General features: G+C 71.9%; 19 protein-coding genes. 6 read left to right on the forward strand and 13 right to left on the reverse strand.

What is annotated here, in order from left to right; all coding sequences use genetic code 11:
- Positions 1 to 201: 201 nt before the first annotated feature.
- Positions 202 to 1,752 (reverse strand): alpha/beta hydrolase, encoded by a 1,551-nt coding sequence (locus ACZ61C_RS31260; protein ID WP_465311750.1) that lies wholly within the window; start codon positions 1,750 to 1,752, stop codon positions 202 to 204.
- A gap of 297 nt (positions 1,753 to 2,049) precedes the next feature.
- Between ACZ61C_RS31260 and ACZ61C_RS31265 the strand changes: the two genes are divergently transcribed.
- Positions 2,050 to 3,222 carry a macrolide family glycosyltransferase gene (locus ACZ61C_RS31265; protein WP_465311447.1) on the forward strand — a complete coding sequence of 391 codons (1,173 nt, stop codon included), beginning with the start codon at positions 2,050 to 2,052 and terminating at the stop codon, positions 3,220 to 3,222.
- Here ACZ61C_RS31265 and ACZ61C_RS31270 read toward each other — a convergent pair.
- From ACZ61C_RS31270 to ACZ61C_RS31295, 6 genes are all read right to left on the reverse strand, one after another.
- Positions 3,210 to 4,190, reverse strand: a complete 981-nt coding sequence (locus ACZ61C_RS31270; RefSeq protein WP_465311448.1) for a hypothetical protein — start codon at positions 4,188 to 4,190, stop codon at positions 3,210 to 3,212. The two genes, ACZ61C_RS31265 and ACZ61C_RS31270, sit on opposite strands and share 13 nt — an antisense overlap.
- Positions 4,191 to 4,410: 220 nt before the next feature.
- A complete protein-coding gene (locus ACZ61C_RS31275; protein WP_465311449.1) occupies positions 4,411 to 4,785 on the reverse strand; it encodes an effector-associated constant component EACC1 in 375 nt (124 codons plus the stop codon).
- A 53-nt stretch (positions 4,786 to 4,838) separates the two neighbouring features.
- Entirely contained in the window at positions 4,839 to 6,557 is a 1,719-nt protein-coding gene (locus ACZ61C_RS31280; protein WP_465311450.1) for an aminotransferase class V-fold PLP-dependent enzyme, read from the reverse strand.
- Positions 6,554 to 7,321, reverse strand: a complete 768-nt coding sequence (locus ACZ61C_RS31285) for an amino acid ABC transporter ATP-binding protein (protein ID WP_465311451.1) — start codon at positions 7,319 to 7,321, stop codon at positions 6,554 to 6,556. The genes ACZ61C_RS31280 and ACZ61C_RS31285 overlap by 4 nt, the downstream gene beginning before the upstream one ends.
- Positions 7,314 to 8,192 (reverse strand): amino acid ABC transporter permease, encoded by an 879-nt coding sequence (locus ACZ61C_RS31290; RefSeq protein WP_465311452.1) that lies wholly within the window; start codon positions 8,190 to 8,192, stop codon positions 7,314 to 7,316. The genes ACZ61C_RS31285 and ACZ61C_RS31290 overlap by 8 nt, the downstream gene beginning before the upstream one ends.
- On the reverse strand, positions 8,179 to 9,129 hold the full coding sequence (locus ACZ61C_RS31295; RefSeq protein WP_465311453.1) for an ABC transporter substrate-binding protein: 951 nt from the start codon (positions 9,127 to 9,129) through the stop codon (positions 8,179 to 8,181). Before ACZ61C_RS31295 ends, ACZ61C_RS31290 begins: the two co-directional genes overlap by 14 nt.
- Positions 9,130 to 9,225: 96 nt before the next feature.
- Here ACZ61C_RS31295 and ACZ61C_RS31300 point away from each other — a divergent pair, with 96 nt between their 5' ends.
- Positions 9,226 to 10,212, forward strand: coding sequence for a Gfo/Idh/MocA family protein (locus tag ACZ61C_RS31300; protein ID WP_465311454.1), 987 nt, complete (start codon positions 9,226 to 9,228; stop codon positions 10,210 to 10,212).
- A 192-nt stretch (positions 10,213 to 10,404) separates the two neighbouring features.
- Here the strand turns inward: ACZ61C_RS31300 and ACZ61C_RS31305 are convergent, their stop codons facing one another.
- Positions 10,405 to 11,610 carry a glycosyl hydrolase family 8 gene (locus ACZ61C_RS31305; protein ID WP_465311455.1) on the reverse strand — a complete coding sequence of 402 codons (1,206 nt, stop codon included), beginning with the start codon at positions 11,608 to 11,610 and terminating at the stop codon, positions 10,405 to 10,407.
- A gap of 156 nt (positions 11,611 to 11,766) precedes the next feature.
- Here ACZ61C_RS31305 and ACZ61C_RS31310 point away from each other — a divergent pair, with 156 nt between their 5' ends.
- The gene (locus ACZ61C_RS31310; RefSeq protein ID WP_465311456.1) at positions 11,767 to 12,180 is read left to right on the forward strand and encodes a PPOX class F420-dependent oxidoreductase; all 414 of its coding nucleotides are present in this window, start codon (positions 11,767 to 11,769) and stop codon (positions 12,178 to 12,180) included.
- 32 nt (positions 12,181 to 12,212) lie between these two features.
- On the opposite strand, the gene ACZ61C_RS31315 is transcribed toward ACZ61C_RS31310, so the two are convergent.
- Together ACZ61C_RS31315 and ACZ61C_RS31320 are read right to left on the reverse strand one after the other, a co-directional pair.
- A complete protein-coding gene (locus tag ACZ61C_RS31315; protein ID WP_465311457.1) occupies positions 12,213 to 12,755 on the reverse strand; it encodes a TetR/AcrR family transcriptional regulator in 543 nt (180 codons plus the stop codon).
- Positions 12,755 to 14,308 (reverse strand): acyl-CoA synthetase, encoded by a 1,554-nt coding sequence (locus tag ACZ61C_RS31320; RefSeq protein WP_465311458.1) that lies wholly within the window; start codon positions 14,306 to 14,308, stop codon positions 12,755 to 12,757. Before ACZ61C_RS31320 ends, ACZ61C_RS31315 begins: the two co-directional genes overlap by 1 nt.
- 158 nt (positions 14,309 to 14,466) lie before the next feature.
- Here ACZ61C_RS31320 and ACZ61C_RS31325 point away from each other — a divergent pair, with 158 nt between their 5' ends.
- A complete protein-coding gene (locus ACZ61C_RS31325) occupies positions 14,467 to 15,861 on the forward strand; it encodes a glycoside hydrolase family 28 protein (protein ID WP_465311459.1) in 1,395 nt (464 codons plus the stop codon).
- On the opposite strand, the gene ACZ61C_RS31330 is transcribed toward ACZ61C_RS31325, so the two are convergent.
- The 3 genes from ACZ61C_RS31330 to ACZ61C_RS31340 all read right to left on the reverse strand — a co-directional run bounded on the left by ACZ61C_RS31330 (position 15,858) and on the right by ACZ61C_RS31340 (position 19,929).
- Positions 15,858 to 17,060: a GTPase gene (locus ACZ61C_RS31330; RefSeq protein ID WP_465311460.1), complete on the reverse strand. Its 1,203-nt coding sequence runs from the start codon at positions 17,058 to 17,060 to the stop codon at positions 15,858 to 15,860. The two genes, ACZ61C_RS31325 and ACZ61C_RS31330, sit on opposite strands and share 4 nt — an antisense overlap.
- A complete protein-coding gene (locus tag ACZ61C_RS31335) occupies positions 17,057 to 18,835 on the reverse strand; it encodes a P-loop NTPase family protein (RefSeq protein ID WP_465311461.1) in 1,779 nt (592 codons plus the stop codon). Before ACZ61C_RS31335 ends, ACZ61C_RS31330 begins: the two co-directional genes overlap by 4 nt.
- A gap of 101 nt (positions 18,836 to 18,936) precedes the next feature.
- The gene (locus ACZ61C_RS31340; RefSeq protein ID WP_465311462.1) at positions 18,937 to 19,929 is read right to left on the reverse strand and encodes an IniB N-terminal domain-containing protein; all 993 of its coding nucleotides are present in this window, start codon (positions 19,927 to 19,929) and stop codon (positions 18,937 to 18,939) included.
- A gap of 302 nt (positions 19,930 to 20,231) precedes the next feature.
- Between ACZ61C_RS31340 and ACZ61C_RS31345 the strand changes: the two genes are divergently transcribed.
- Both ACZ61C_RS31345 and ACZ61C_RS31350 read left to right on the forward strand, forming a co-directional pair.
- Entirely contained in the window at positions 20,232 to 21,359 is a 1,128-nt protein-coding gene (locus ACZ61C_RS31345; protein ID WP_465311463.1) for an Hsp70 family protein, read from the forward strand.
- Positions 21,356 to 24,010, forward strand: coding sequence for a helix-turn-helix transcriptional regulator (locus ACZ61C_RS31350; protein ID WP_465311464.1), 2,655 nt, complete (start codon positions 21,356 to 21,358; stop codon positions 24,008 to 24,010). Before ACZ61C_RS31345 ends, ACZ61C_RS31350 begins: the two co-directional genes overlap by 4 nt.

The raw sequence follows: 24,010 nt of genomic DNA on the forward strand, positions 1-24,010 counted from the left end.
GGGAACCCGGGGTTTACAGCCCGCCGGGGGTGAGCTCTCCCCCCACACCCAAATGTGTCCTTGGGTGCGTTGAACGCACCCAAGGCGGCCTTGGGTGCGTTCAACGCACCGAAGGCCACATTGGGGCGCTTGGGGATGACCACACAAAAACGGGGTGCCGGGCACTGGGCCCGACACCCCGTCACTCAGGGTTCACGCAGGTCAGCCGGTGAACCGCCCGGCCACCAACCCCTGCGTCGCGCCGAGGTCGGCCTTCGCCGCCGTCGGCGCGGGTGGCGTCGGCTGGGGCAGCGGCGCGCACTCGACGTCGGCCGTGCGGCCCGGCTTGCGGGCCGGGAGCGCGCCCGTCGCCAGGTAGTCCGCGATCTTGTTGTCGACACACGCGTTGCCGCGCGGAGTGATCGCGTGGCTCGTGCCACCCGGCTCCGCGATCAGCGACGCGCCCGGGAAGCGGCTGCGGACCTCGAGGCTGCCCGGGAACGGCGTCGCCGCGTCCAGGGTCTCGTCGATCATCAGCACGCTCGGCACGCCACGACCGTCGATCTTGGCCGGCTTGCCCGCCTTCGCCGGCCAGTACAGGCACGGCGCGTTGAACCAGGCGTTCTGCCAGGTGAAGTACGGCGCCTTCGTGAAGGTCTTCCAGTTGTCGGCCTTCCACTGGTTCCAGCTCTGCGGCCACTGGACGTCCGTGCACTGGACGGCGAGGTACACCGCGTAGCCGTTGTCGTCGCCGCGGCCGCCGAAGGCCTCGAACAGCGACTTCCAGTTCTGCCAGTCACCCTGGTTGACGAACCGGGACAGCGCGTCACCCAGGAGCGTCCACCGGAGCTGGTAGTACGAAGCCTGCTGGATGACGTCGAGGATCTCGTCCGGCCCGATCACGCCGCCGGCCGGGTTGAACGACGCCTTGAGCAGCTGCTCGTTGACCACGTGCTGGACCGCCGACTGCGTCTTGCCGAGGTGGTAGACGTCGTCGTGCTGGGCCAGCCAGCCGAACCAGATCAGGATGTTCTTGTCGAACGCGACGTCCTGGTTGAGGTTGTCGCCGTACCAGACGCCCCGCGGGTCGACTGTGGAGTCGAGCACCATCCGCCGCACGTTCTGGGGGAACAGCGAGCCGTAGACCTGGCCGAGGTAGGTGCCGTAGGAGTAGCCGTAGAAGTTCAGCTGCTTCTGCCCGAGCGCCTTGCGGATGGAGTCCATGTCCTTGACCGTGTCGGTCGTCTTCATGTTCTCCAGCAGGGCCTTCGGGTTGTTCTTCGCGCACGCCTGCGCGTACCCCTTGGCGCGGTCGAGCCAGGTCCGCTCGAGCTGCGGCGTGATCGGCAGGTACGAGGGCCGGTCGTAGTCCATGTAGTTCGCGTCGCAGCTCAGCGCGGGCTTGCTGGCGCCGACGCCACGCGGGTCGAAGCCGATCCAGTCGTAAGCGTCACCGGCGTGGTTGGGCACCCTGGGGCCGCGGGTGGCCAGCAGCAGGCCGGAGCCGCCGGGGCCGCCTGGGTTGGTCAGCATGACGCCCTGGTACTGCGCGTCGGCGACCTTGTGCTTGACGCGGCTGACGGCGAGCTGGACCTGCTCCCCGTGGGGCTTCGAGTAGTCGAGCGGGACTCCCAGGTACCCGCAGTCGGCGCCGGCGGCGACCAGCGTCGGATCGGTGCACGGCCCCCAGGTGATGGTCCCGGCTGCCGGTGCGGGCGCGGCGGTCGCGGCCGGCGCGGCCACGAGCGCGGACGCCACCGCGGCGGCGGCCACCGCGGCGAAAAACGCACGTCTCACTGTTTTCTCCCTTTTGGCTCCGACTTCAAGCGGGTGAACCCTAGACCCGCTTCCGGCGCGCGGGGACCGCGAACGGGGTGGCGGCCCCGAATGCCCTACGAAAGGTGGAAATCGGGTGGCGCGGTCGTTCCGGGATCCCCTACGGTGCCGGACATGATCTCCTTCATCCGGATCCGCTCCGTCTGAGACGGCGTGACCGCCGGACCGCCCGCCCACCGGGCCCGGTCCCCTCATCTGCGCGCCGTCGGTTCTTTCTTCCTCTGAAGGAGCTTCATGCTGCGCAAACACATCCTCATGGTCGGCTGCACCGCGCCGAGCCACGTCTACCCGTCGCTGGGTGTCATCACCGAGCTGGTCCACCGCGGCCACCGGGTGTCCTACGTGGTCGGCGAGCCACTGGCCCCGCTGGTCTCGCCGACCGGCGCTTCCGTGGTCACTCACCCGACGTCGTTCCCGCTGGGCGAGGCCGCGGTGTGGCCGGACGACCCGGCAGACGCGATGCGCGTCTTCCTCGACGAGGCCATCACCATCCATCCCCGGCTGACGTCGGTCTTCGACGACGACCGGCCCGACCTGCTGCTGTACGACATCGGCGGCCTGGGCGCGCCGGTGCTGGCCGCCCGGTACGACGTCCCTGCGGTCCAGCTGTCGCCGACGCTGGTGGCGTGGGAGGGCTACGACGAGGACATGGCGCCCGTCATGGACCCGATCAAGGCGTCACCGTCCGGTGTGGACTACGCGGAGACGTTCACCCGGTGGCTCCTCGCGAACGGCATCGAAGCCGACCCGTGGGAGTGGCTGGGTCACCCGGCGCACGTCCTGTCGCTGATCCCGCGGGCGATGCAGCCCCACGCGGACCGGGTCGGCTCGCACGTGCGGTTCGTCGGGCCCTGCCTGGATCCGGCCCGGCTGGCCGACCGGTCGTGGACGCCGCCATCGTCGGGGCGTCCGGTGCTGCTGGTGTCGTTCGGGACGGCGTTCAACGACCAGCTGCCGGTCTACCGCGCGTGTATCGAGGCATTCGCCGCGGACTGGCACGTGGTGATGTCGATCGGGAAGCACGTGTCGCCGGCTTCCCTCGGACCGCTGCCGCCGTCGGTGGAGGTGTTCGCTTCGGTGCCGCAACTGGCGGTTCTCGAGGCGGCGTCGGCGTTCATCACGCACGCGGGGATGGGCGGGGCGACCGAGTCATTGTGGTTCGGAGTGCCGACGGTGGCCGTTCCGCAGGCGGCGGACCAGTTCGGGAACGCGGCTCAGCTGGAGGCGTTGGGAGTCGGGCGTCACTTGCCGGCCGACTCGGTTTCGGCTGCATCGCTGAGGGCAGCGGTCGATGAGGTGACGTCGTCGGCTTCGGTGGCCTCACGGCTGGCTTCGCTGAAGGCGGAGATCCAGGGCCACGGCGGGGTTCCGGTGGCCGCGGACGCCGTGGAGTCCTATCTGGAGTAGCTGCTGCCTCCGCTCGAGCCGCTGCCGGTACCGCTGTCGGCCAGTGCCACGATCAGCACGACGATTCCGGCCACGATGGCCACGGCCACCGCCGCGAGGATGATCTTCACCCGCCGGGTGAGCCTCTTCGCGGCGGTGCCCGTCGGCTCGGGTTCGGCGACCGGCTCGGCCACCGGCCCCGGCTCGGCCTGCACCACCGGTCCCGCCGTCAGCTCCGGCTCCGGCTCGACCCGGACCACCGGATCCGCCGCAACCCCAGACTCGGCCACCGGCTCCCGCTCGACCACCACCGGCTCGGGCGGGCCGTCCTCTTCCGCCGCCCAGGCGGCCGCGGCGCTCGACACCGTCCGGCTGTCGTCGTCCACCAAGCTGCGGATCGAGGCCGCCGTCCGCTCGCGGACCAGCTCGTTGCCCACCTGGTTGAGCCGCTTCAACCCCTCCAGCGCGTTCATCCGGTCCAGCGCGATCGGGCTGGCCAGCCCGTGCCGCAGGTACTCCGGCAACGTCCACCGGGGATTGCGCGCCAGTACGATGCGACCCTCCACATCGGACTGGTGCTTGGGCCGCTGCCGCGGCATCTCCGCCACGACGCGCTCGTGGACGTAGCTGTACAGCTCGTCCACCGTGACGTCCCCGTCACCGTCCAGGTCCGCGCTTCCGTCTCGCAGGCCCGCGACCAGGTGCCGCGTGAACACCGACCTCGCCGCCGAGCCCACCACCGCGTCGCCCTCGAACGAGTACTGCGTCGCGTCCGACGCCGTCAGCACCGCGCGGCCGCGGCCCTGGAACCGCTCCAGCGTGTGGACGTCCGTGCCTGCCTTCGCCAAGCGACCGGCCGGAAACGCGCCGCTGTAACAACAGTCCAGGACCAGCACCTTCTGCCGGGACGCGCAGCCGGCCATCGCGCGGTCGAGCAGCTCCGCCGCCAGCGCCGTGAACATCAGGCTGTCCCGGCGCGTGTCGGCCATCGCCAAGTAGAGGCCGACGGCCGCGGCAGAACTCGCCGATCGCCTCGCCCACCACGTGGTGCGGCTCGTCGATCAGCGTCGTCACCTCGAACCCGGCGACCGCGGGATCGCTCAGCACCGAGGCCAGCTCCCGTGCGTCGCCGCCGGGCGCGGTCAGCCGCCGCAGTGCCGGGTCGGCGTACGTCTCGGTCGCGATCAGCAACGCGTGCCGGGCCGTCGGCTAGCCGTGCCGTTTCACGAACGCGTCGATCAGCTGCTGCCGCTCCGCCGACGTCGCGCGCTCCAGTTCGACGGTGTCGCCGTCCACCGTCACCTTGATCTTGTGGCGTCCCGCCTGCCGGCCGAGCCATTCGCGCAGTGTCTCCACGAGCCCCGGGAGCACCCCTCCCGCCGCGCTGAACGCCACCACCAGCGACCCGATCGTCACAGGGTCGGCGGCTTTCGCGCCGGGCGGGACCTCGCCCGCCACCGCCAGCACGTCGACGTCCAGCTCGCCCAGCTCGGCTCGCAGCCGCCGGGCGAGCCGGTCGGTTTCTTCGTCGTCGCCTTCGGCTTCGAGCCGCACCAGCGCGCGCTGCGTGTCCGGTTCGGTCATGCGCGCCATCGTCCGCCCCGCCGACCCCGCCGACAAGGTCCGATCGGGCAGCGTCAGGCGCGGATCTCGTTGAGGTAGTTGTAGATCGTGTAGCGCGTGACGTCGAGGCGGCCGGCCAGGTGGTCGACCGCGTCCTTGATGAGGAAATAACCGGCTTCGTCGAGCTCGCGGACCACCGCCGCCTTGTGGCGCTTCTTCATCAGGTCCACCGGGATCCCGGCCTTCGTCACCGCGCGGTCGACCAGGAACCGTTGCAGGCTGTCGACGTCCGGTGGGAAAGTCTCCGGCTCGCCGTTGCCGCCGGCCGAAGCGGCCGTGTCCACGCTGTTGACGCACAGGCAGCCGACCGCCACGCCGTCCGCGTCCCGCAGGAACAGCGTCGACGAGCGGATCGCGCGGCCGTCCGGGCCGTGGGTGCGGTAGTTCGTCAGGTCCTGCGTCGTCCCGCGGCGGACCAGGCCGAGCAGCAGGTCGGTCATCGGGCCGCCGACGTTGCGGCCGGTCAGGTCACCCGCGATCGCGACGATCGAGTCCGGCAGCCGGCTCAGGTCGTGCAGCAGCACCTCGTTGCCCGGCCCGAGCATCGCCGCGAGCCCCGGGATCGCCGGGACCAGCGCGGTCAGGACCTCGTGCGTCGTCGCGCCCGCGGCCGGGACGACCAGCGGTTCCCGCGGCGCCGTCAACGTCTCCAAGGCCGAACGCAGCAGGTCCGCGGCGGCCGCCGGCGTCGACGCGTGCGGCGACAACCGGACGTGCTCGGGCCGCACTGTCGCCGCGATTCCCGCGTTCGCCAGCGCCGCCCCGACCTGCTCGGCCGGGTGCCCGGGCAGCGTGAACGCCAGGATCCCGGCGCGCCGGTCCACCGCCGAGACGACCTCGGCGCCGCACGAGGCCAAGACCTCCTCGAAGGACGTCAGGCGCTCGGCGATCCGCGCCGCGATGGCGACGACCCCGGCGTCTTCGACCAGCTCCAGGGCCTCGGCGAACGCGCCGGACGTGATCGGGCTGAGGTTCGAGATCGACCAGGCCTGCGCGGTGCCGTCCGGCGGGTGGATCTCGTTGTCGAACAGTCCCGCGTCGCGCGCGCCGGTCCAGCCCGACAGCACCGGGTCCATCCGCTCCAGCGCCCGGTCCGACAGCACCGCGAACCCCGTGCCCCAGCCCGCGCGCAGCCACTTCTGCCCACCGACGACCAGGACGTCGGCGACCTCCCACGGCTCGTCGACCACGCCGAACCCCTGGATGCCGTCGACGACCAGCAGCCGGTCGCCCACGACCTCGCGCAGCGCCGCGAGGTCGGCGCGGTAGCCGGTCCGGAAGTCAACGGCGCTGACGCTGACCGTCGTGATCTCCGGCGTCAACACGTCAGCGACTCGCTCAGGCGTGACATAACCGCTGGTCAGACGGCGGACGCGCAGCCGCCCGGCCTGCTCGGCGCGGGCCCACGGGTAGGTGTTGGCCGGGAACTCCGCGGCCGGCACGAGCACCTCACCCGCGCTGTGGAACGCCGCCTGGAACAGCCCGAGGCTCGTGTTCGGCAGCAGCACGGTGTGGTCGGTGTCCGAACCGGACAGCCGCGCGGCGGCGGCCTTGGCGCGGACCTCCTGGCGCATCAGTTCGTCCACAGTGGACGGACCGGCCGTGGTGGCCTGGTCGAGCAGCGCGGCCGTCGTGTCGAGCACCGCGTGCGACGGCGGGCCGAACCGGGCGAAGTCGAGGTAACCGGCGGGCTCGTCGAACTGGAGCAGGTACCGGGGCGAAATCCGCGTCACGCGAGGATCCTCGCCAGGAACTGCCGGGTGCGTTCGTGCTTCGGCGCGCTCAGGACCTCCGACGGAGGCCCGGTCTCGACCACCGCGCCGTCGGCCAGGAACACCACCTCGTCGGCGGCCTCCGCGGCGAAGCTCATCTCGTGCGTCACGACGACCATCGTCATCCCCTCCCCCGCCAACGTACTCATCACTTCGAGCACCTCGCCGACCAGCTCCGGGTCGAGCGCCGACGTCGGCTCGTCGAACAGCATCAGCTTCGGTTTCATCGCCAGCGACCGCGCGATCGCGACGCGCTGCTGCTGCCCGCCGGACAGCTGCGCCGGGTAGGCGTCACCGCGGTGGGCGAGGCCGACGCGGTCGAGCAGCTCGAGGCCCTGCTTGCGTGCCTCGTCCGCTTTCAGGCCCAGTACCCGGATCGGCCCCTCGACGACGTTCTCCAGCGCCGTCCGGTGCGCGAACAGGTTGAACCGCTGGAACACCATGCCGATGTCCCGCCGCTGGGGGGCGACGTCGCGTTCGCGCAGCTCGTACAGCTTCCCGCCCCGCTGCCGGTAGCCGATCGGCTCGCCGTCGACCCAGATCTGGCCGGCGTCGATCGTCTCCAGGTGGTTGATGCAGCGCAGGAACGTGCTCTTCCCGGCGCCGGACGGCCCAAGCAGGCAGACGACCTGTCCCTTGTGGACTTCGAGGTCGATGCCACCGAGGACTTCGGTGTGACCGTAGGACTTCTTGACGCCGACGGCGCGCAGCAGCGACTCAGACACGGGCACTCCTCACCAGCGGCACGCCGCGCAACGCCTTGCCGGCACGGGACAGCGGCCCGCGGTCGGCCTGCCCGAACGAGCGTTCCAGGTAGTGCTGCCCGACGCCCGCGACGGTCACCACGACCATGTACCAGACGGCCGCGGCCAGCAGCGTCTCCATCACGAGCAGGTTGTTGGACGAGATGTTGTTGGCCGCGTGGATCAGCTCGGTCACGCCGATCACCGACGCCATCGACGTGCCCTTGAGCATGTTGATGAAGTCGTTGCCGGTCGGCGGGATGATCACGCGCATGGCTTGGGGCAGCACGACCCGGCGCAGCGTCGCGGCCGGTGTCATGCCGATCGACTTCGCCGCCTCGGTCTGTCCACTGTCGACACTGTTCAGTCCCGCCCGGACGATCTCGGCCATGTACGCGCTTTCGTTGAGCGCCAGACCGAGGAACGCGGCGGTGAACGCGCTGATCAGCACGTTCGTCTGCTCGTGGACCAGGAACGGGATGTCGATAACCGGGAAAACCAGCGCCAGGTTGTACCACAGCAGGATCTGCAGCAGCACCGGGAGGCCGCGGAAAAGCCAGATGTAGCCGGCGGCGAACCACCGGGCGACCGGGTTGGCGCTGCGGCGCAGCAGCGCGATGACGATGCCGAGCACGATCGCGACGGCCTGGGACAGCACGGCCAGCACCACGGTGTTGAGCAGGCCGGTCGCCATCACCTTGAAGAAGACGAAGTCGGGGACCTGACCCCACTCGATCTGCGCGTTGCCGAGGGCGATGCCCAGCAGCACGAGCAGCGCGAGGATGACCACCGCGGCGACCCAGCGGCCCCAGTGCCGGAGCCGGACGATCGGGAGCGGTTCAGGAGCCGCCATTGATCGCGGCCTCCTTGATGGCGCCCTGGTCGACACCCCAGGCCTGCAGGATCTTGCCGTAGGTGCCGTCGGTGATCAGCGCCTGCAGCGCCTTCTGCACGGAGTCGCGCAGCGGCGTGTTCTGCTTGTTGACGCCGATGCCGTACGGCCCGCCTTCGATCGGCTCACCCGGGACGACCTCGAAGAACTTGCCGTCGCCCGCCGTCCGCGAGATGTAGACGGCGCTGGGCAGGTCGTTGAGGATCGCCGCGACGCGGCCGGTCCGCAGCTGGTTCTGGTTCTGGTTGTCGCTGTCGGTCGCCGTGACGTTCACCGCGGGCTTCCCGGCCTGCGTGCACTTGGCGGTCTGCGCCTCGGCGAACTTCTGGTGGCTGGTGCCCTGCACCACGGCGACGTTCTTGCCGCAGAGGGTGTCCGGGCCGGTGATGCCGTCCGGGTTGCCCTTGCGGGTCATGATCGTGATGCCGGAGGTGAAGTAGTCGACGAAGTCGATCTGCGCCTGGCGGGCCTTGGTGTCGTTCATGCCGGCCATGGTCAGGTCGATGCGGCCGGACTGGAGGCTGGTGATGAGCGAGCCGAACGCCATGTCCTGGTGGGTCACGGTGACGCCGAGCTTGGCCGCGACCACCTTGGCGAGGTCGACCTCGTAGCCGATCGGGGTCTTGCCGTCGGCGGCGTAGAAGTTGTTGGGCGCGGACTGCAGGTTCGACGCCAGGTGCAGCACGCCCGCCTGCTTGACGTTCGCCGGCAAAGCCGCGTTGAGCTGGGCGTCCTTCTGCACACCCTGGACGATCGCCGCGGTGTCCGGGATGCCGGACGCGGGGGCGCCGGGGGCCTGCGAGGACCCGCCCGCACCGTCCGGACCGCCACCGCAAGCCGTCACCAGCACGGCCAGGCTCGCGAGCAACACCGCCTGAGCGGCACGTGAACGGGACATAACGGACCTCCACTGTTCGGCTGGCCGGAACGGTACAACTCGTTGTTGAAGAGGTCAACTGCCTGTTGAAATCTACGCCGGTGCTAACTTTCGCGCATGAGCCTGCGGATCGGCGTCCTGGGCGCGGCGAGCATCGCGCCCACCGCCCTGGTCAAGCCCGCTTCAGCCAGTTCCGAGGTCGACGTCGTCGCGGTGGCCGCCCGCTCCGCCGACCGGGCGCAAGCGTTTGCCTCCCGGCACGGCATCCCGCGGGTGCACTCGTCGTACGAGGCCCTGCTCGCCGATCCGGACGTCGACGCCGTCTACAACCCGCTACCGAACGGCCTTCACGGCCGGTGGACGCGGGCGGCCCTGGCGGCCGGGAAGCACGTGCTGTGTGAGAAGCCGTTCACGGCGAACGCGGCGGAGGCGCGGGAGATCGCCGACCTGGCCGCTGCGTCCGACCGGGTCGTGATGGAGGCGTTCCACTACCGCTACCACCCGCTGGCGCTGCGGGTGGAGGAGATCGTGGCGTCCGGCGAACTGGGTTCGCTCGAGCGCGTCGAGACGGCGTTGTGCTTCCCGCTGCCGAAGTTCTCGGACATCCGCTACAACTACGACCTCGCGGGCGGCGCGACGATGGACGCGGGCTGCTACGCGGTCCACATGGCCCGGACCTTCGGCGGCGGCGAAACCCCGTCGGTGGTGTCGGCTTCCCCGAAGCTGCGGGACTCGTGCATCGACCGGGCGATGACGGCGGAACTCCGGTACCCGTCGGGCCACACCGGACGGGTGGAGTGCTCGATGTGGTCGTCGACGCTGCTGAAGATCAGCGCGAAGGTGGTCGGCGCCCGCGGTTCGATCCGGATCGTGAACCCGGTGGCACCGCAGGCTTTCCACCGCATGCGGGTCGAGGTAGGCGGCGTGCGGCGGTCGGAGAAGTTGCCCCGCCGGGCGTCGTACGAGTACCAGCTGGACGCGTTCGCGGCGGCGGTCCTGCGAGGCGAGCCGGTGAAGACCTCGGCGGCCGACGCGGTCGAGACGATGACGGTGATCGACGAGATCTACCGGGCGGCGGGACTGCCGCTGCGCGAACCGAGCTGAGCGCGCACATCGGCGAGGGGCGAAGCCGAGCAGGTTGAGCCCTCGCCAAGCGCGCGGCTACTTGAACCGTCGGCCCGCGTCGAGGGCGCGGGTCAGCTCCTCGACGCTGCGCGGGTGACCGGTCATGGCGCCAGTCTCGCGGACGAACCGGCCGCCCCGCACCCGAATTCCGGGTGCGGGGCGAACCGGCTGTCAAGCAGCCACGTAGTTACCGGACAGGATCAGCAGCACCTGCACCGTGATGCCCGTTCCGTAGTAGTCCGTCGAGTCCGGGGAGAACGACGCGATCGACGTCCACAGCTTGTCGAGCCAGGCTTGGCTGCCCGCGTCCGTCATCGCCGCCACCGCGAACGGGGCCGTGAAGCACGGGTGCTGGCCGCTTTCGGTCTTCGAGCCCGACAGCGAGTAGCCGCTCTGGATCTTCGACGGGTCGCCGCCCGTCGTGGACTTGATCCACGTGTTCATCTTGCGGACCTGCGCGGCGGCCGCGCTCCCGGAGAACGAGATCGCGTCCGCGCCGAGGCGCCACGGGTCACGGCAGGCGTTCCAGCTGTACTTGCCGTCGTACGGGCCCTCGAGGAAGTCCGCCGGCGCCGGCTTCGGCGTCGAGTTCGTGTTGACCACGAAGTCCGGCAGCAGCCCCGTGTTCGGCGCGTAGGACGACTGCAGCCGGCTCACCGCCGTCTCCGAGCGGGTCCGGACCGAGTCCCAGAAGCTGTCGCCGGTCGCCTTCGCGAACGCGCGCAGGTGCCCCGGCATCCAGTCCGACGAGCGTGAGCTGTTCTTGTACTCCGCGTCGTTGCCCCAGTCGCCGAGCAGCGTGAACTTCGTGCTGTTGTTGACCTCGGACTTCTTGATCGCGTTGATGATCCGGACGGCCTCGGCCTTGTAGTCGACCGAACCCGTGCTGCCCCACTTCTTGTCCGCGATCAGCAGGCCGTACGCGATTTCGAGGTCGCCGTCGGTCGCGGAGTCGCTGCCGTTGACGCTCTTGCACTTCGAGTCCTGCTCGGCCGCGTGCAGGTCCTTGTTGTTGACCGACGGGTGGGCCTTCACGAACTTCAAGATCCCGTCGACGATCGCGCGGGCCTGCGGGTCCTTGTCGGCCATCATGGCCGAGATCGTGAGGCCGTACCCCTCGCCCTCGGCGACGAAGGAGTGGTCGGCGTCCTTGGACAGCACGGCGTAAGTGCCGCTGCCGCACTTCGTCGTCAGGAAGTTCGTCTTCCAGAAGTCGTAGTACTTCTGGAGCACCTGGTCCTGCGTGGCCTGCGAAACCGACGGCCGCAGGGTTCCCGGCACGTAGGGCGTGCCGGCCGCAGAAGCGGTCGTGGGCACGCTGAGCAGCCCGGCGGCCAGCGCGGCCGTGGCCACCACCGCCCGGACGATCTTTCTCATCGCTCCTCCGTAAAGGACATCGTTGGCTGCGGCGACGGCGATCAGAGCGTGACAGAAGATTCAAGACTCGGTCAAGACTGTTAGGAAACTTTCCTTACAATGACCGTGAGTGGTCTCACGGCCCCCGCGCCACCCGGACGGACTAGCGTGGAGGGCATGAAGATCACCCTCGACGGCCGCGGCCCGGACTTCCGCGCGTTCTGGACCGAGCGCCGCCTGGCCACGCTCACCACGGTCCGGCCGGACGGCACCCCGCACGTCGTCGCGGTCGGTGTCACGGTGGACTTCGAGGCCGGTGTCGCGCGCGTGATCACGTTCTCGTCGTCGGTCAAGGCCCGGCTCGCGCGCGCCGCGGGGGACGGCGGCATCCCGGTCGCGGTCTGCCAGCTCGACGGCCCACGGTGGTCCACTTTGGAGGGACGCGCGGTGCTGCGCGACGATCCGGAGTCGGTTCGCGACGCGGAAAACCGCTACGCCGCCCGCTACCGGCAGCCCAAGCCGAACCCGCAACGCGTGGTCCTGGAGATCACCGTGAACCGGGTGCTCGGCAACGCTCAGAACCGGTCGTGAGTGTTTTTTGGGGTTAGAACCCTAAAAAACACTCACGAGACGCGGGAGTGCACCAGCCGGGTGTACTCCGCCAGCAGAGCTGCCAGCTCGCTGTGCTCCCCCACCGAAGCCAGCTGCTGATGCCCCACGAGCATCGCCATCCCCAGCGAGGTCAGCGTCCGGGCCGTCGCGCGGTCGCCGACGATGCCTTCGACCGCCTTGCCGACCGTCCGCAGCCGGGCGTCGTCGACGCGTTTCTGCGCCGCCCGCACGGTTTCGTCGTTCATCGCCCACGCGCGGATGGCCGCTTCGGCCTCGTGCGGCAGGCCGAGCGTCAGGTCCATCAGCGCGGCGAAGTCGGCGGCCGGGCCACCGGCGCCGAAGTTCCGCTCGCGCAGGATCAGCACCTGCCGGTTCTCCCAGTGCTCCAGCAGCTGCTCCACGAACCCCGGCCAGCCGCCGAAGTGGTGGTAGAACGAGCCGCTCGTGACGCCGAGGCCGCGGCAGAGCGCGCCGACGGTCAGCTCGGTGAACCCGTGCTCCGCCAGCACTTCCAGCGCGCCGGCGAAGTAGGCCTCCCGGTTCGCCGTGGGCATCAGACGTTCCGGTCCCGGTCCCGCCAGTACGGCTCACGCAGCGAACGCTTGAGGATCTTGCCGGTCGCGTTGCGCGGCAGGGCTTCGAGGACGTCGACACTGCGCGGGCACTTGTAGTGGGCCAGCCGTTCGCGGCAGAACTCGACGAGCTTGTCCGTGTCGAGCTCCTCCCCGGGCGCCGGCGCGACGACGGCCTTGACCTGCTCCCCCCAGCGCTCGTCCGGCACGCCGATGACGGCCACCTCGGCGACCCCGGGGTACTCCGCGACGATCCGCTCGACCTCCGGCGAGTAGACGTTCTCCCCGCCGGTGATGATCATGTCCTTGACGCGGTCCTCGAGGAACAGGAACCCGCCGTCGTCGAGGCGGCCGACGTCGCCGGTGCGCACCCAGCCGTCCACGACGGTCTCCGCGGTCGCCTCGGGTTTGCCGAGGTAGCCGGCCATCCGCTGCTCGGTGCGGATCCAGACCTCGCCGACCGCGCTGTCCGCGGCCGTCACCGGGTCGACGATCCGGATGTCCACACCGGACAGTGCGGTCCCCGCCGAGGCCAGCCGCTCGGGCCGGGAGCCGTCGCGGTGCGCCTCCGGGTCGAGCGCGGTGACCGCGCCGGACAGCTCGGTCATGCCGTAGACCTGCGCGAACCGGACGTCCGGCCAGGCGGCGAGCACCGTGCGCAGCAACGGCAGTGGCATCGGCGACGCGCCGTAACAGAGGTACTTCAGCCGGGAGAACGCTTTGAGCGCCGCCTCGCCGGCCTGCGCGATCCCGGCGACGACCGCGGGCACCAGGAAGGCGTGCGTGATCCCCGCCTGCAGCGCGGCGAACAGCGACGCCGCGTCCGGCTCGCGCGTCAGGTACGACGGTTCGCCGTAGAGGAACCCGGAAACCGCGTAGCAGCTGCCGCCGACGTGGAACAGCGGCATCGCGACCAGGTTGACGTCGCCGCGGCCGATCGGGAACGCCGTGCCCGCGGCGAGCCCGTGCGCGAGGACACTGCGGTGGGTCAGCACCGCGCCCTTGGGGAAGCCGGTGGTGCCGCTGGTGTACATGACCAGCACGCCGTCGTCCTCGTCGAGACCGGACGCGGTGTGCGGCTCGGCGCCGGCCAGGAACGGCTCGTACTCGTCGGCGGCGCCGCCCACGACGACCACGCGTTCCAAGGCGGGCAGCCGGTCGCGGACCGCGTCGAGCGCCGGCCGCAGCTCGGCGCCGACGAAGACCACCTTCGCGCCCGCGTCGGCGAGCACGTAGGCGAGCTCGTCGCCGGAGAGCCGCCAGTTGACCACGGCGTTGGCGGCGCCGATCCCGGCCACCGCGAAGGTCGTCTCCAGGCAGGCGGGGTGGTTCTTGTCGACGAACGCGACGCGGTCACCCCGGCCGACCCCGGCGGCCGCGAGGGCGCCCGAAAGCCGCCGGACCCGCTCGTCGAACTCCGTCCAGGTCCACGACCGGTCGCCGAAAACCAGCGCGGTCTCGTCGGGGCGTTCGCGTGCCCAGTGCGCCAGGAGCTCGCCGAACAGCCGGACCCGGGGGCGGAGGTCTTCGGGCATGGCGTGTTCCCTTCGGCCGGCGCTGACCATAGACCGGTCTATGGTGCGCCGGGCTCCCCCGGGCGTCAACACCGGTCACCGGCACACTTTTTGACCGTCGTGTCGGAATATCGCATGCTGTACATGATGTATGACGGCGGCGTGCAAGGAGGCTTCGGATGACGGGCAGCACTCGGCGTGAGTTCCTGAAGGTCGCGGGCGCGGCGGGCGGGCTGCTGGCCGCCGGCGCGGTGTTCGGCCCGGCGGGCGCGAGCGCCGCCGACGACCCGTGGGCGCGGGTGCCGGTCATCCTGGGCCGGGTCCGGCCCCCGGTGTTCCCCTGCCGCGTCTTCGACATCCGCAGGTACGGCGCCGTCGGCGACAACACCACCGACTGCACCCCGGCGGTCAAGGCGGCGATCAGCGCGTGCCACGCCGCCGGCGGCGGCCGGGTGCTGGTGCCCGCGGGGACGTTCCGCACCGGCAAGATCCACCTGCTGTCCAAAGTGGAGTTGCACGTGGTGGGGACAATCCGGTTCCGCAGCGACGCGGCGTCCTACCTCCCGGTGGTGTTCACCCGCTGGCAGGGCATCGAATGCCTCAACTACTCGCCGTTCATCTACGCGATCGACCAGACCGACGTCGCGGTCACCGGTCCGGGCACCATCGACGGCAACGCCGCGGCCGGGCCGTGGTTCGACTTCGACGGCCGGCGCGGCCCGGACTGGGAAGTGCTGCAGCAGCAGGCGGTCGACGGTATGCCGCCCGCGCGGCGGGTGTTCGGCGACAAACACTTCCTCAAGCCGAACATGATCCAGTTCTACCGCTGCCGCAACGTGCTGGTGGCCGACGTCTCGCTGCGCAACCCGGCGATGTGGACTGTGCACCCGGTGCTGTGCCGCAACGTCACGGTCCGGAACGTCACGATCCACTCGCGCGGCGCGATGGTCGACGGCGTCGACCCGGAGAGCAGCGCGGACGTGCACGTCCACGGCTGTTCCTTCGACACCGGCGACGACGGCACGGTGATCAAGTCCGGCCGCGACACCGACGGCCGCCGGGTCGGCGCGCCGAGCGAGGACATCGTCATCGAGGACAACGACTACTACGGCCGCTGGGGCGCGATCACGGTCGGCAGCGAAATGTCCGGCGGTGTGCGCAACGTCTTCGCACAGGACAACCGGATCCACGCCGGGTCGTCGTACAAGTCGTTCTACGGTGTCTACCTCAAGACGAACCCGCGCCGCGGCGGGGTCATTTCGGACATCCACGTGCGCCGCCTGACCGGCGGCCCGGTCGACCGCGGCGGCATCTTCGTCGACATGAACTACAGCCTCACCGGCCCGGGCCACGGCCCGATCGTGCAGCCGGTGATCCGCGACATCACGATCAGCGACGTCCACCTCGACGACTCGCCGTTCGCGCTGAAGATCAGCGGCGCGGCGGAGAGCCCGCTCACCGGGTTCCGGTTGAGCGACAGCACGTTCACGAACATCGACACCCCGGCGCCGCAGATCGGCAACGCCCGGGACGTGACGCTCACGAATGTCACGGTGAACGGCGAGCCGGTCTAGCCGAACAGGGCCAGCAGCCCTTCCGCCGAGCGCACCACCACGTGCGCCGCGGTCCGCTCGGCGTGCGGGCGGTCCGGGCGCTCCGCCTCGTGCCGCCACCGCCGCAGCGCGTCCAGCCCCGCGTCGTAGATGTCGCCCGGGTCCGCGTCCGGCTCCAGGCCCAGGCGGTCGGCCGGGGCCGTGCCCTGCGCGCCGAGCAGCCGGACCGCCTCCTCCGCGGGGTCGCCGGACAGCGCCGTGCGGCCGCCGCGGATGTCGGCGATCAGGCGCAGCTCGCGAAAGTCGTGCGCGGCCGCCGCGAACCGCTCGACGCGGGACACCAGGCGGTCGCCGCCCGGGCGGGGCTGAGCGGCCAGCAGCGCCTCCAGCCGGATGATCGCCGTGCGGGCCTTCAACGCCTCGGACCGTGCCACGAAACAACCCGCGAGCGTGTCCCTCAGCTCGCCGAGACCGCTGCGGCGGACCAGCTCCGCCGAGAGCTTCACACGGTCGTCGCAGCCGGTGCGGATCAGCGTCAGCGCCAGCCGGACGCCGAACATCCCGAAGCGCACCACCAGCGAGCGCCGCGTCTCGACCGGGATCGGGCCGGGGAACGCCGGATCGGTGAACGAGTCCACCGAAAGCACGTGCCGCTCCAGCTCTTCGCGCGGCACCGCGGCGAACGCCGCCAGGAGGTCGAACTCGTCGTCACGCAGGGACCGACCGCCGTAGGCCAGCTGCCCGGCGACCGCGATCACGCCGAGGAAACCCGTGCACAGCGGGTCTTCGCGCCAGGCCCGGCGCGCCAGCTGCTTCGCCGTCAGCAACGCGTCGATGCGGCCCGCGCCGACCTCGTCGGCCCGCGACAGCACCAGCACCGAGTTGACCGCGCTCTGGCGCGCGAACGCCGAGCCGCCCGGCGGGTGGGCCGCCGCGAGCTCGTCGGGTTCGAGGTGGCGCACCAGCCGGACCGTCGCGTCCGGGAGGTCGTCCCCCGGGCCGGGGTCGTCCAGCAGCACGAGGTCGCGCAGCGCCCGGGTCGGCCATTCGCCCAGCGCCGCGGCCAGCGTCGTCTTCCCGGACGACGGCGCCCCGGTGAACCCGACGCGCAGCGGCTGCGCCAGCCGGTCCATGCAGTCGTGCAGGAGGGCCGAAGCGCGCGGGTCGTCCCGGTAAAGCCCGGCCGCGGCGGCGAGGAGGTCGCGGACGTCCTGGGTCACGCCGAAAGCTCCCGGCGCTGCCGGCCCGCCAGGGTGCCGAGCTCGCCCGCGCGCTGGTGCAGGCCGGCGAGCCGGTCGATCTCGCGTCTGATGTGGACGGTCCGGCGCTCGCGCTCGGCGGTGCCGGCCAGGATCGTCTCCCGTTCGCGCGTCAGCTCGTCGGCGAGCTCTTCGGCCATCCCGGTGAAGTGGTCGCGCAACCGGCGCTGGACCACGCGGATCGCGTCCCGGCATTCCTTGCTGAACCGGATGAAGACGTCGTCGACGTGCCGCTGCGCCGCCTGCTTGGCGACGGCCTGGCGGCGCTGCAACCGCATGCCGCCCTCGTCCTTGATCGTCTTGAAGGCGAACGCCGCGCCCGCGCCGATCGAAACCGGGTTGATCAGCGGCAGCCCGGCGAGGCTGGTGACGAGGCCGAACATCAGCACGCCACCGTAGGACCCGCGCAACCCGGTGAACGCCTGCTGGCCGATCTTGAACTTCTCGATCTTCGGCCGCCGGACGTCGTCGAGGCTTTCCACGCCCGAGCCGTCGAGCCGCAGGTCGGGCAGCGCCTGGTCGTACTGGGCGCCGAAACACGCCGCGGTGGCCTGCGCGATCCACTCCGCCCGGTCGGCCAGCCACGAGTAGTTCGTCTCGACGGCGTCGGCGAGCGAGTCGTCCAGCCACGCCGAGAAGTCTTCCCAGACCTTCGCCGGGTCGCCCTCGTCGAAGGTCTGGTCGATGGTGTTGACGATCTTGCGGGTCCGCTCGCGCAGGTCGTACTCGGCGTCCGACAGCAGGTCGGTGACCTCGTCGGAAAGCAGGTTCTGCCACCGGGTGTTCTGCCGGCGCAGGTCGTCCGCCCGGCGTTGCGCCCGCTGCAGCAGCGCGGCCTGGCCGAGCCCGGCGTCCTGCCCCGCCGACTCGACGCGGTCGCGCAACGACTCCACGAGCTCCGCGGCGGCGGCGCGCACGCCCACCGCGGCGAGCAGCGCGCGGGACTGCTCCTGCGGCCGCGCGGCCTGCTCGGCGATCCAGGTGAGCAGGTCCGGGAAACCCGAGCGGGCGTTGAGATCCGCGTCACCCGCCTTCGCGGCGGCTTGGCGCACCACGGCCGAAACCGGCAGAACGGGCGCGTCGATCCCGGCTTCGGCGAGCATCGCGCGATCGCGTTCGGCGACCGCGCGCCACCCCGGGCAGGAGTCGATCTTGGTGAGCGCCAGCACGACATGCGGGCACCAAGTACGCACATGGCGCGCCAGCGCGAGCTCGGCGGCGCTCAGCGGCGCGGTCGCGTCGGAGACGATGATCACCGCGTCCGCCTCGTCGAGCAGCTCGAGGGCGGCGGCGGTGCGCGGTGAGCGCGGGTCGCCGACCGGCGGGGTGTCGATGAGCACGAGCCCGGCGGACAGCAGCTCCCGCGGCACCCCGACTTCGACGCGGGTGAGCGTGCCGGCGGGCCGGGCGCCGAGCTCACCGGTGAGCCGTTCGACCGCGACGGGGATCCGCTCGCGGGAACGGCCGACCAGCGTGGCGGCGGGTTCGGCGGAGTAGGCGATCTCGGTGGGCACGGCGGGGGTCGCGGCGTCGCCGACCGCGCACACCGGCGCGTTCAGCACGGCGTTGAGCAGGTAGCCCTTGCCCTGCTTGGGAAAGCCGAGCACACCGAGCCGGACCTGCCCCACGGGGGCGTCGCGGCGTCTGCGCAGGCGCTCGGCGAGATCGGCGCGGCCGTGCGTGCGGCACGCGTCCAGGGTCTCGTTGAGCACTTCGAGCCAAGCCGGGGCGGTCACGAGGGACGAGTGTCCCCGGTTTACTCCCCGTGCGCACACCGGGTGCCCGTCCCGCGGCTGCACCCAGACCGCGGGACGGGCACCGGTGACCGGTTCGGGGATCAGTGCCCGAGGTGGATGTCGTTGTGACCGAGGTCGCCGACGTGGAGGTTGCCCAGCGCGTTGTGGCTGAGGTTGTCGGTGACGCCCGACACGACGTCGTGCACCGCGTCGACACCGTTGTTGCCGGCGATGTCGCCGACCGCGTTGTGGTCGACGCCGACCGCGCCGGTCACCGTGGTGACGGTGTTGTGCGTGATGTCGCCGACGGTGTTGTGGACCGCACCGGTCAGGTCGCCGCCGACGTGCTTGACGTCGAGGTCGCCGACGTGCTTCAGCGTGCTGCCGAGGTCGCCGACGTGGCTGGTGACGTCGCCGGCCGCCGCGGTGCCGGTGACCGCGCCGGTCAGGTCGCCGGTGCCGACGGTGCTCACCGCGTTGGTGACCGTGTGCCCGACCTCGCCGACCACGTTGTGACCGTCCACGGCACCGGTGACCGCGCCGGTGACGGCGTTGCCGAGGCCGCCGACCGAAGCGACGTCGATGCTCTGCGCGAGATCGCCGCCCAGCCCGAAGGTGTTCGTGACGTCGCTGGCGATGGTGGTGACGCTGGCGGCGTTGTTGGTGATGTCGGTCACGCTCGAAAGCGGGTGTCCCAGGCCGGCCACCGCGGGCAGACCGAAGCCGCCCACGCCGGGCAGAGAGCCACCGAGCTCGCCGACGCCCAGGTCGCCGACACCCGGCAGCGTGGTGGCCGGCAGGCCGAGGCCCGAGGTGAGGGCGGTGAGCTGGTCGATCGCGCCCTGGATGCCGGTGGCGTCGGTGCCCACCGGGGACAGGTCGCCGACGACCGGGAGGCCACCGACGGCGGGGAGGCTGTCGACCGGCACGAAGTCGAGCACCAGCGGGATGACCTCGTGCACGTCGGCGGCGCTGACGTCGCCGAGACCGGCGGCAGCGAGGGCGCCCTGCGGGTCCGTCCCGAAGGCCGCGAGCGCGGTCGGGTCGTTGAGCAGGTTCAGGGCGAAGTCGTGCAACGTCTGCACGGAGTCCATGGGGTTTTCTCCTGGTCCGGTGGTTCGGGGGACGGCATCGGCCGCAAGGACCGGTGCTCCGACATCAAGTTAGGGAGCCGGACCCCCCAGGCACATCGGGGATCACTCCGAGTCGCAGGCCGGTCAGCCGATAGGGGATCGATATGTCATCGTTAGGGAGTTAGGGGCTCATCCGAGACGCACTCAGTTGGATTAAATCCTTCCAACCCCTTGCTTGACTAACCCGTTTGGGTGAGGATGCCCCGAGCCCTAGGGGGATTTCAATCCCCTGATCGGCCCTGCGAGGTGAGGAGGAAACGCCGTTGTCCTACGTCCTCGGGATCGATGTGGCACAAGGGCGGACCCACGCCGCGACCTGCCGCCGCCACGGCCCCGGCTGGGGCGACCCCGAACCCCTCTGGCTGGGTGAGCGGTCCCCCGCCGCGGCGACCGCGCTGTTCCTCGACGACGAGGGGTACCTGCTCACCGGCGACGCGGCCGTGCAGGCGGGCGCCCGGGTGCCGTCCCAGCTGCTCACCGGCTTCCACCGGCGGATCGGCGACGACGTGCCGATGCTCGTCGAAGGCGAGGCGTTCCCGCCCGAGACGCTGACCACCGTGCTCGTCGAAGGCATCGCCGAGCACGCCGCGAACCTGTTCGACGGCCCCCCGCGCCACCTGGTGCTGACCCACCCCGGGGACTGGGGCACCTACCGCCGTGACGTGCTGCGGCGGGCGCTGGCCGACGCCGGGTTCACCGCGGTGACGCTGGTCCCCGGCTCGATCGCCGCGCTCGGCGCGCACCTGCCCGTCCCCGGCCCCGGCGCGCAGTTCGCCGGGGTCTGCGAGTTCGGCGCCGACGGCGTGCACGTCACGCTGGCCACGGCCGCCGGCGCGGGCGGCTGGCAGCCGGGCGCCACCGCGGAAGGCGTCGCCCCGGCCGCGGCGCTCAGCACGCTGTTCGCCCTCGCGGGCGCGGCGTCGACGTCGCCGAAGGGGCTCGCCGGCGTGGTGTTCTGCGGCGACGTCCCGCCGCACGCGCTGCCGGCCCGGCCGCCGTGCCCGATGTTCGCGGGACCGGTTCCGCCGGCGACCACCGCGCTCGGCGCCGCCGCCCTCGCGGCGCTTCGCGCCGACCACCGCGTCACCCCGCAGGAGCCCCCGGCCGTCGAGACGACCCTGCTCCCCCAGCTGGACACGCTCAGTGAGCTCGGCGACCGGCCGCCCCGGCCGCCGGTCGACATCACGCCGTTCGAGCTGCCCGAGCGCACCAGCCCGCTGAACCTGTTCCGGCGGCGGCGTCCCCTCGCCGCCGCGATCCTCGTGCTCGCCGCGGCCGTCTCGGCCGTGCTGATCACCCTCACCGCCCGCGAAGCCACCGCCGGCCCCGACACCTCCCCCGCCCCGAGCCACTGCGCCCCCGGCGCCCCCTCCGGTGAAGGTCACTGTTGAACACACTGCTCACGCAGGTCTCCGCGCTTCGCACCGTCCCCGTGCACCCGGCGGCCCGGCAGCTGCTCGACCAGGTCGCGGCCGACCCGGCCGCGCCGCTGCGGCTCGCCGTCGTCGCGCCCGGCGGGTACGGCAAGAGTGTGCTGCTCGCCGCGCTCGACCGCCGGTTCCGCGAGGCCGGCGTCCCCGCCCTGCTCGTCGACGACGCCGACCGGCTCGGCCCCGACCAGCTCGAGGAGCTGCTCGCCGGCGCGGACGGGCCGATCGTCGTCGCGCACCGGCCGGCCGCGGTCGCGCCCGGCTGGACGCTGCTGCAGCTCGGCCCGCTCGGCGTCGACGAGATCGCCGAGCTGAGCGCGGCCCTGACGGGCGCACCCGCCGACCCCGCGGCGGCGGCCGAGCTGCACACCCGCAGCGGCGGAGTGCCCCGGCTGGCCGAACGCGCGCTGCTCGGCCGGCTGGAGGAGTTCCGGCCCGAGCTCGACGAGCTGGACGACGACGTCCTGCGCTACCTGATCGCGGCCGAGGCGGGCGCGGGCCGCAACCTCGACCTGCTGTGCGCGTTGCTGGACCGCGGCCCCGACGAGCTCCCCGCGATCGTCGACGGCGCCCGCGCGACCGGCCTGCTCGCCCCGGACGACACGCTGCTGCCCTTGGCCGAGGCGGCCGTCCGCGACTTCGGCCCGCCCGCGCGCCGGTTGACGACGGTGCAGCGGCTGGTCGAGCTGCAGCTGGCGAACGGGCTCCCGGTGCTCGACCTGGCGCGATCGCTGCTGGGGACCGGAAGTTCCGGCGCATCCGCGGCGGCCGCGTTCGCCGCGGCAGCGGGAGAGGCATTGCCGACCGACGCGCGGTTGGCGACGCAGCTGTTCGAAGCGGCGGCCGAGGCGGGCGACCGGTCTTCGGTGGTTACTGCGGGCTGGGCCCGCGCGGCGGCGTTGTCCGGCGATCTCGACACGGCGTTGCGGCTGGGCGACGGAATGCTTGGCGCGGAGGACGCGGAGACCCGCGCGGCCGGAGCGGCGATCGCTGCGACGGTGCTGGCGCACCGCGGGGAGCTGGCGCGGAGTGCGGAGCTGTACCACTGGGCTTCACGCACGATCGACCCTGTTGGCGGCGGCGGTGCCGCTCGCGGTGGCGCTGCCGCTGACCGAGCCGCATTCGGTGGCGCGGGCGGGGTCGCCGCTGGCCAAACCGGCGCGGCCTGGGACTCCCGCGGCGCCGACGGTGCCGCGCCCGGCCGGATCGGCGAGGCCACCTGGGGCTCCCGCAACGCCGACGGCGCCGCCCCCGGGCGGATCGGCGGGACCACCTGGGCGTCCCGCGGCGCCGACGGTGCCGCCTCCGGGCGGATCGGTGCGGCCACCTGGGCCGGGGCCGATGCCTTCGCGGCCATCGCGCTCGTCGGGACCGGCGACCTCGACGGCGCCCGGCGGCTGCTCGACTCGCCCGCCCCCGGCGTCGCGCCGACCTTGTTCGCCGGTGCGGCGACCCGGATGGCCAGCGGCATCGCGGACTCCGTGGCCGGCTGCGCGACCGAGACGTTGTCCACCCTGCTCGGCGCCGCCACCATGCTGGAACCCGCCCTCGGCGGCACCCTGCTACCCGACAGCCCGGCCGCCCTGGCCGCGCTCGCCGCCGTGCACACCGGTGAACTGGCGCTGGCCGAGTCCGTGCTGAGCCGGGCCTTGGCCGGGCGGACCGGCGGGGACCTGCTCGCCGTGCGGCACCGGCTGCTGCTCGGCTGGGTCGCGATGACCGCCGGCGACCTCGCCAAGGCCGCCGAACACCGCGACGCCGTCGCCGGCCACCGCCTCGAAGCGCGCGACGAGCTGTTCTTCGCGACCCTGGAGCTCGGCCTCGCCCGGCGGGCCAGTGACCTCGTCGGGCTGCAGCGGTCGTGGAACCGCGCCTACCAGGCGTCGATGCGGCAGCAGGTCGACCTCTTCACGCTGCTGCCGCTCGGTGAGCTGGTGATCGCGGCGGCCCGCACCGGCGCGTACGCGAAGCTGGCCGGCCAGCTGGAACGCGCTCACGGCCTGCTGGCCCGCCTCGGCGAACCTCCACTGTGGACGGTCTCGCTGGTCTGGCACGAGCTGCACGCGGCGATCGCGCTCGAAGACACGGAAGCGGCGAAGGCGCACCTGGCGACGTTGACCACGCACGCTCACTGCGGCCGTCACCCCAGCGCGCTGGCAACGGCGGCCGAGGGCTGGCTGGCAGTGCTAGGCGGCGCGTTCGCCCCCGACACGATCTCCGCGGCGGCCGCGGAGCTGCACGAGCTCGGGCTGCGCTGGGACGCGTCGAGGCTCGCGGGCCAGGCGGCGATCCGGACGTCCGACCGCAAGGCGATGGTCCAGCTCCTGGAGGCGGCCCGCCAGTTCCAGGGCACGGCCGCCCGCCGCGACGCCGGCACCACCGAGCCCGCGGCGGCCGGCACTGGGCTGGCGGCGCTGAGCGAGCGCGAGCTCGAAGTGGCGCGGCTGGTCGTCGACGGGCTGACCTACAAGCAGGCGGGCAGCAAGCTGTTCATCTCGGGCAAGACGGTGGAGCACCACATGGCCCGCATCCGCGGCAAGCTCGGCGCAGCGGACCGGCGTGAACTGCTCTCGACGCTCCGCGAGCTCCTGTCCCGGCCCGAGGCGCAGTAG

This window comes from Amycolatopsis sp. NPDC104587 (genome assembly GCF_055583645.1).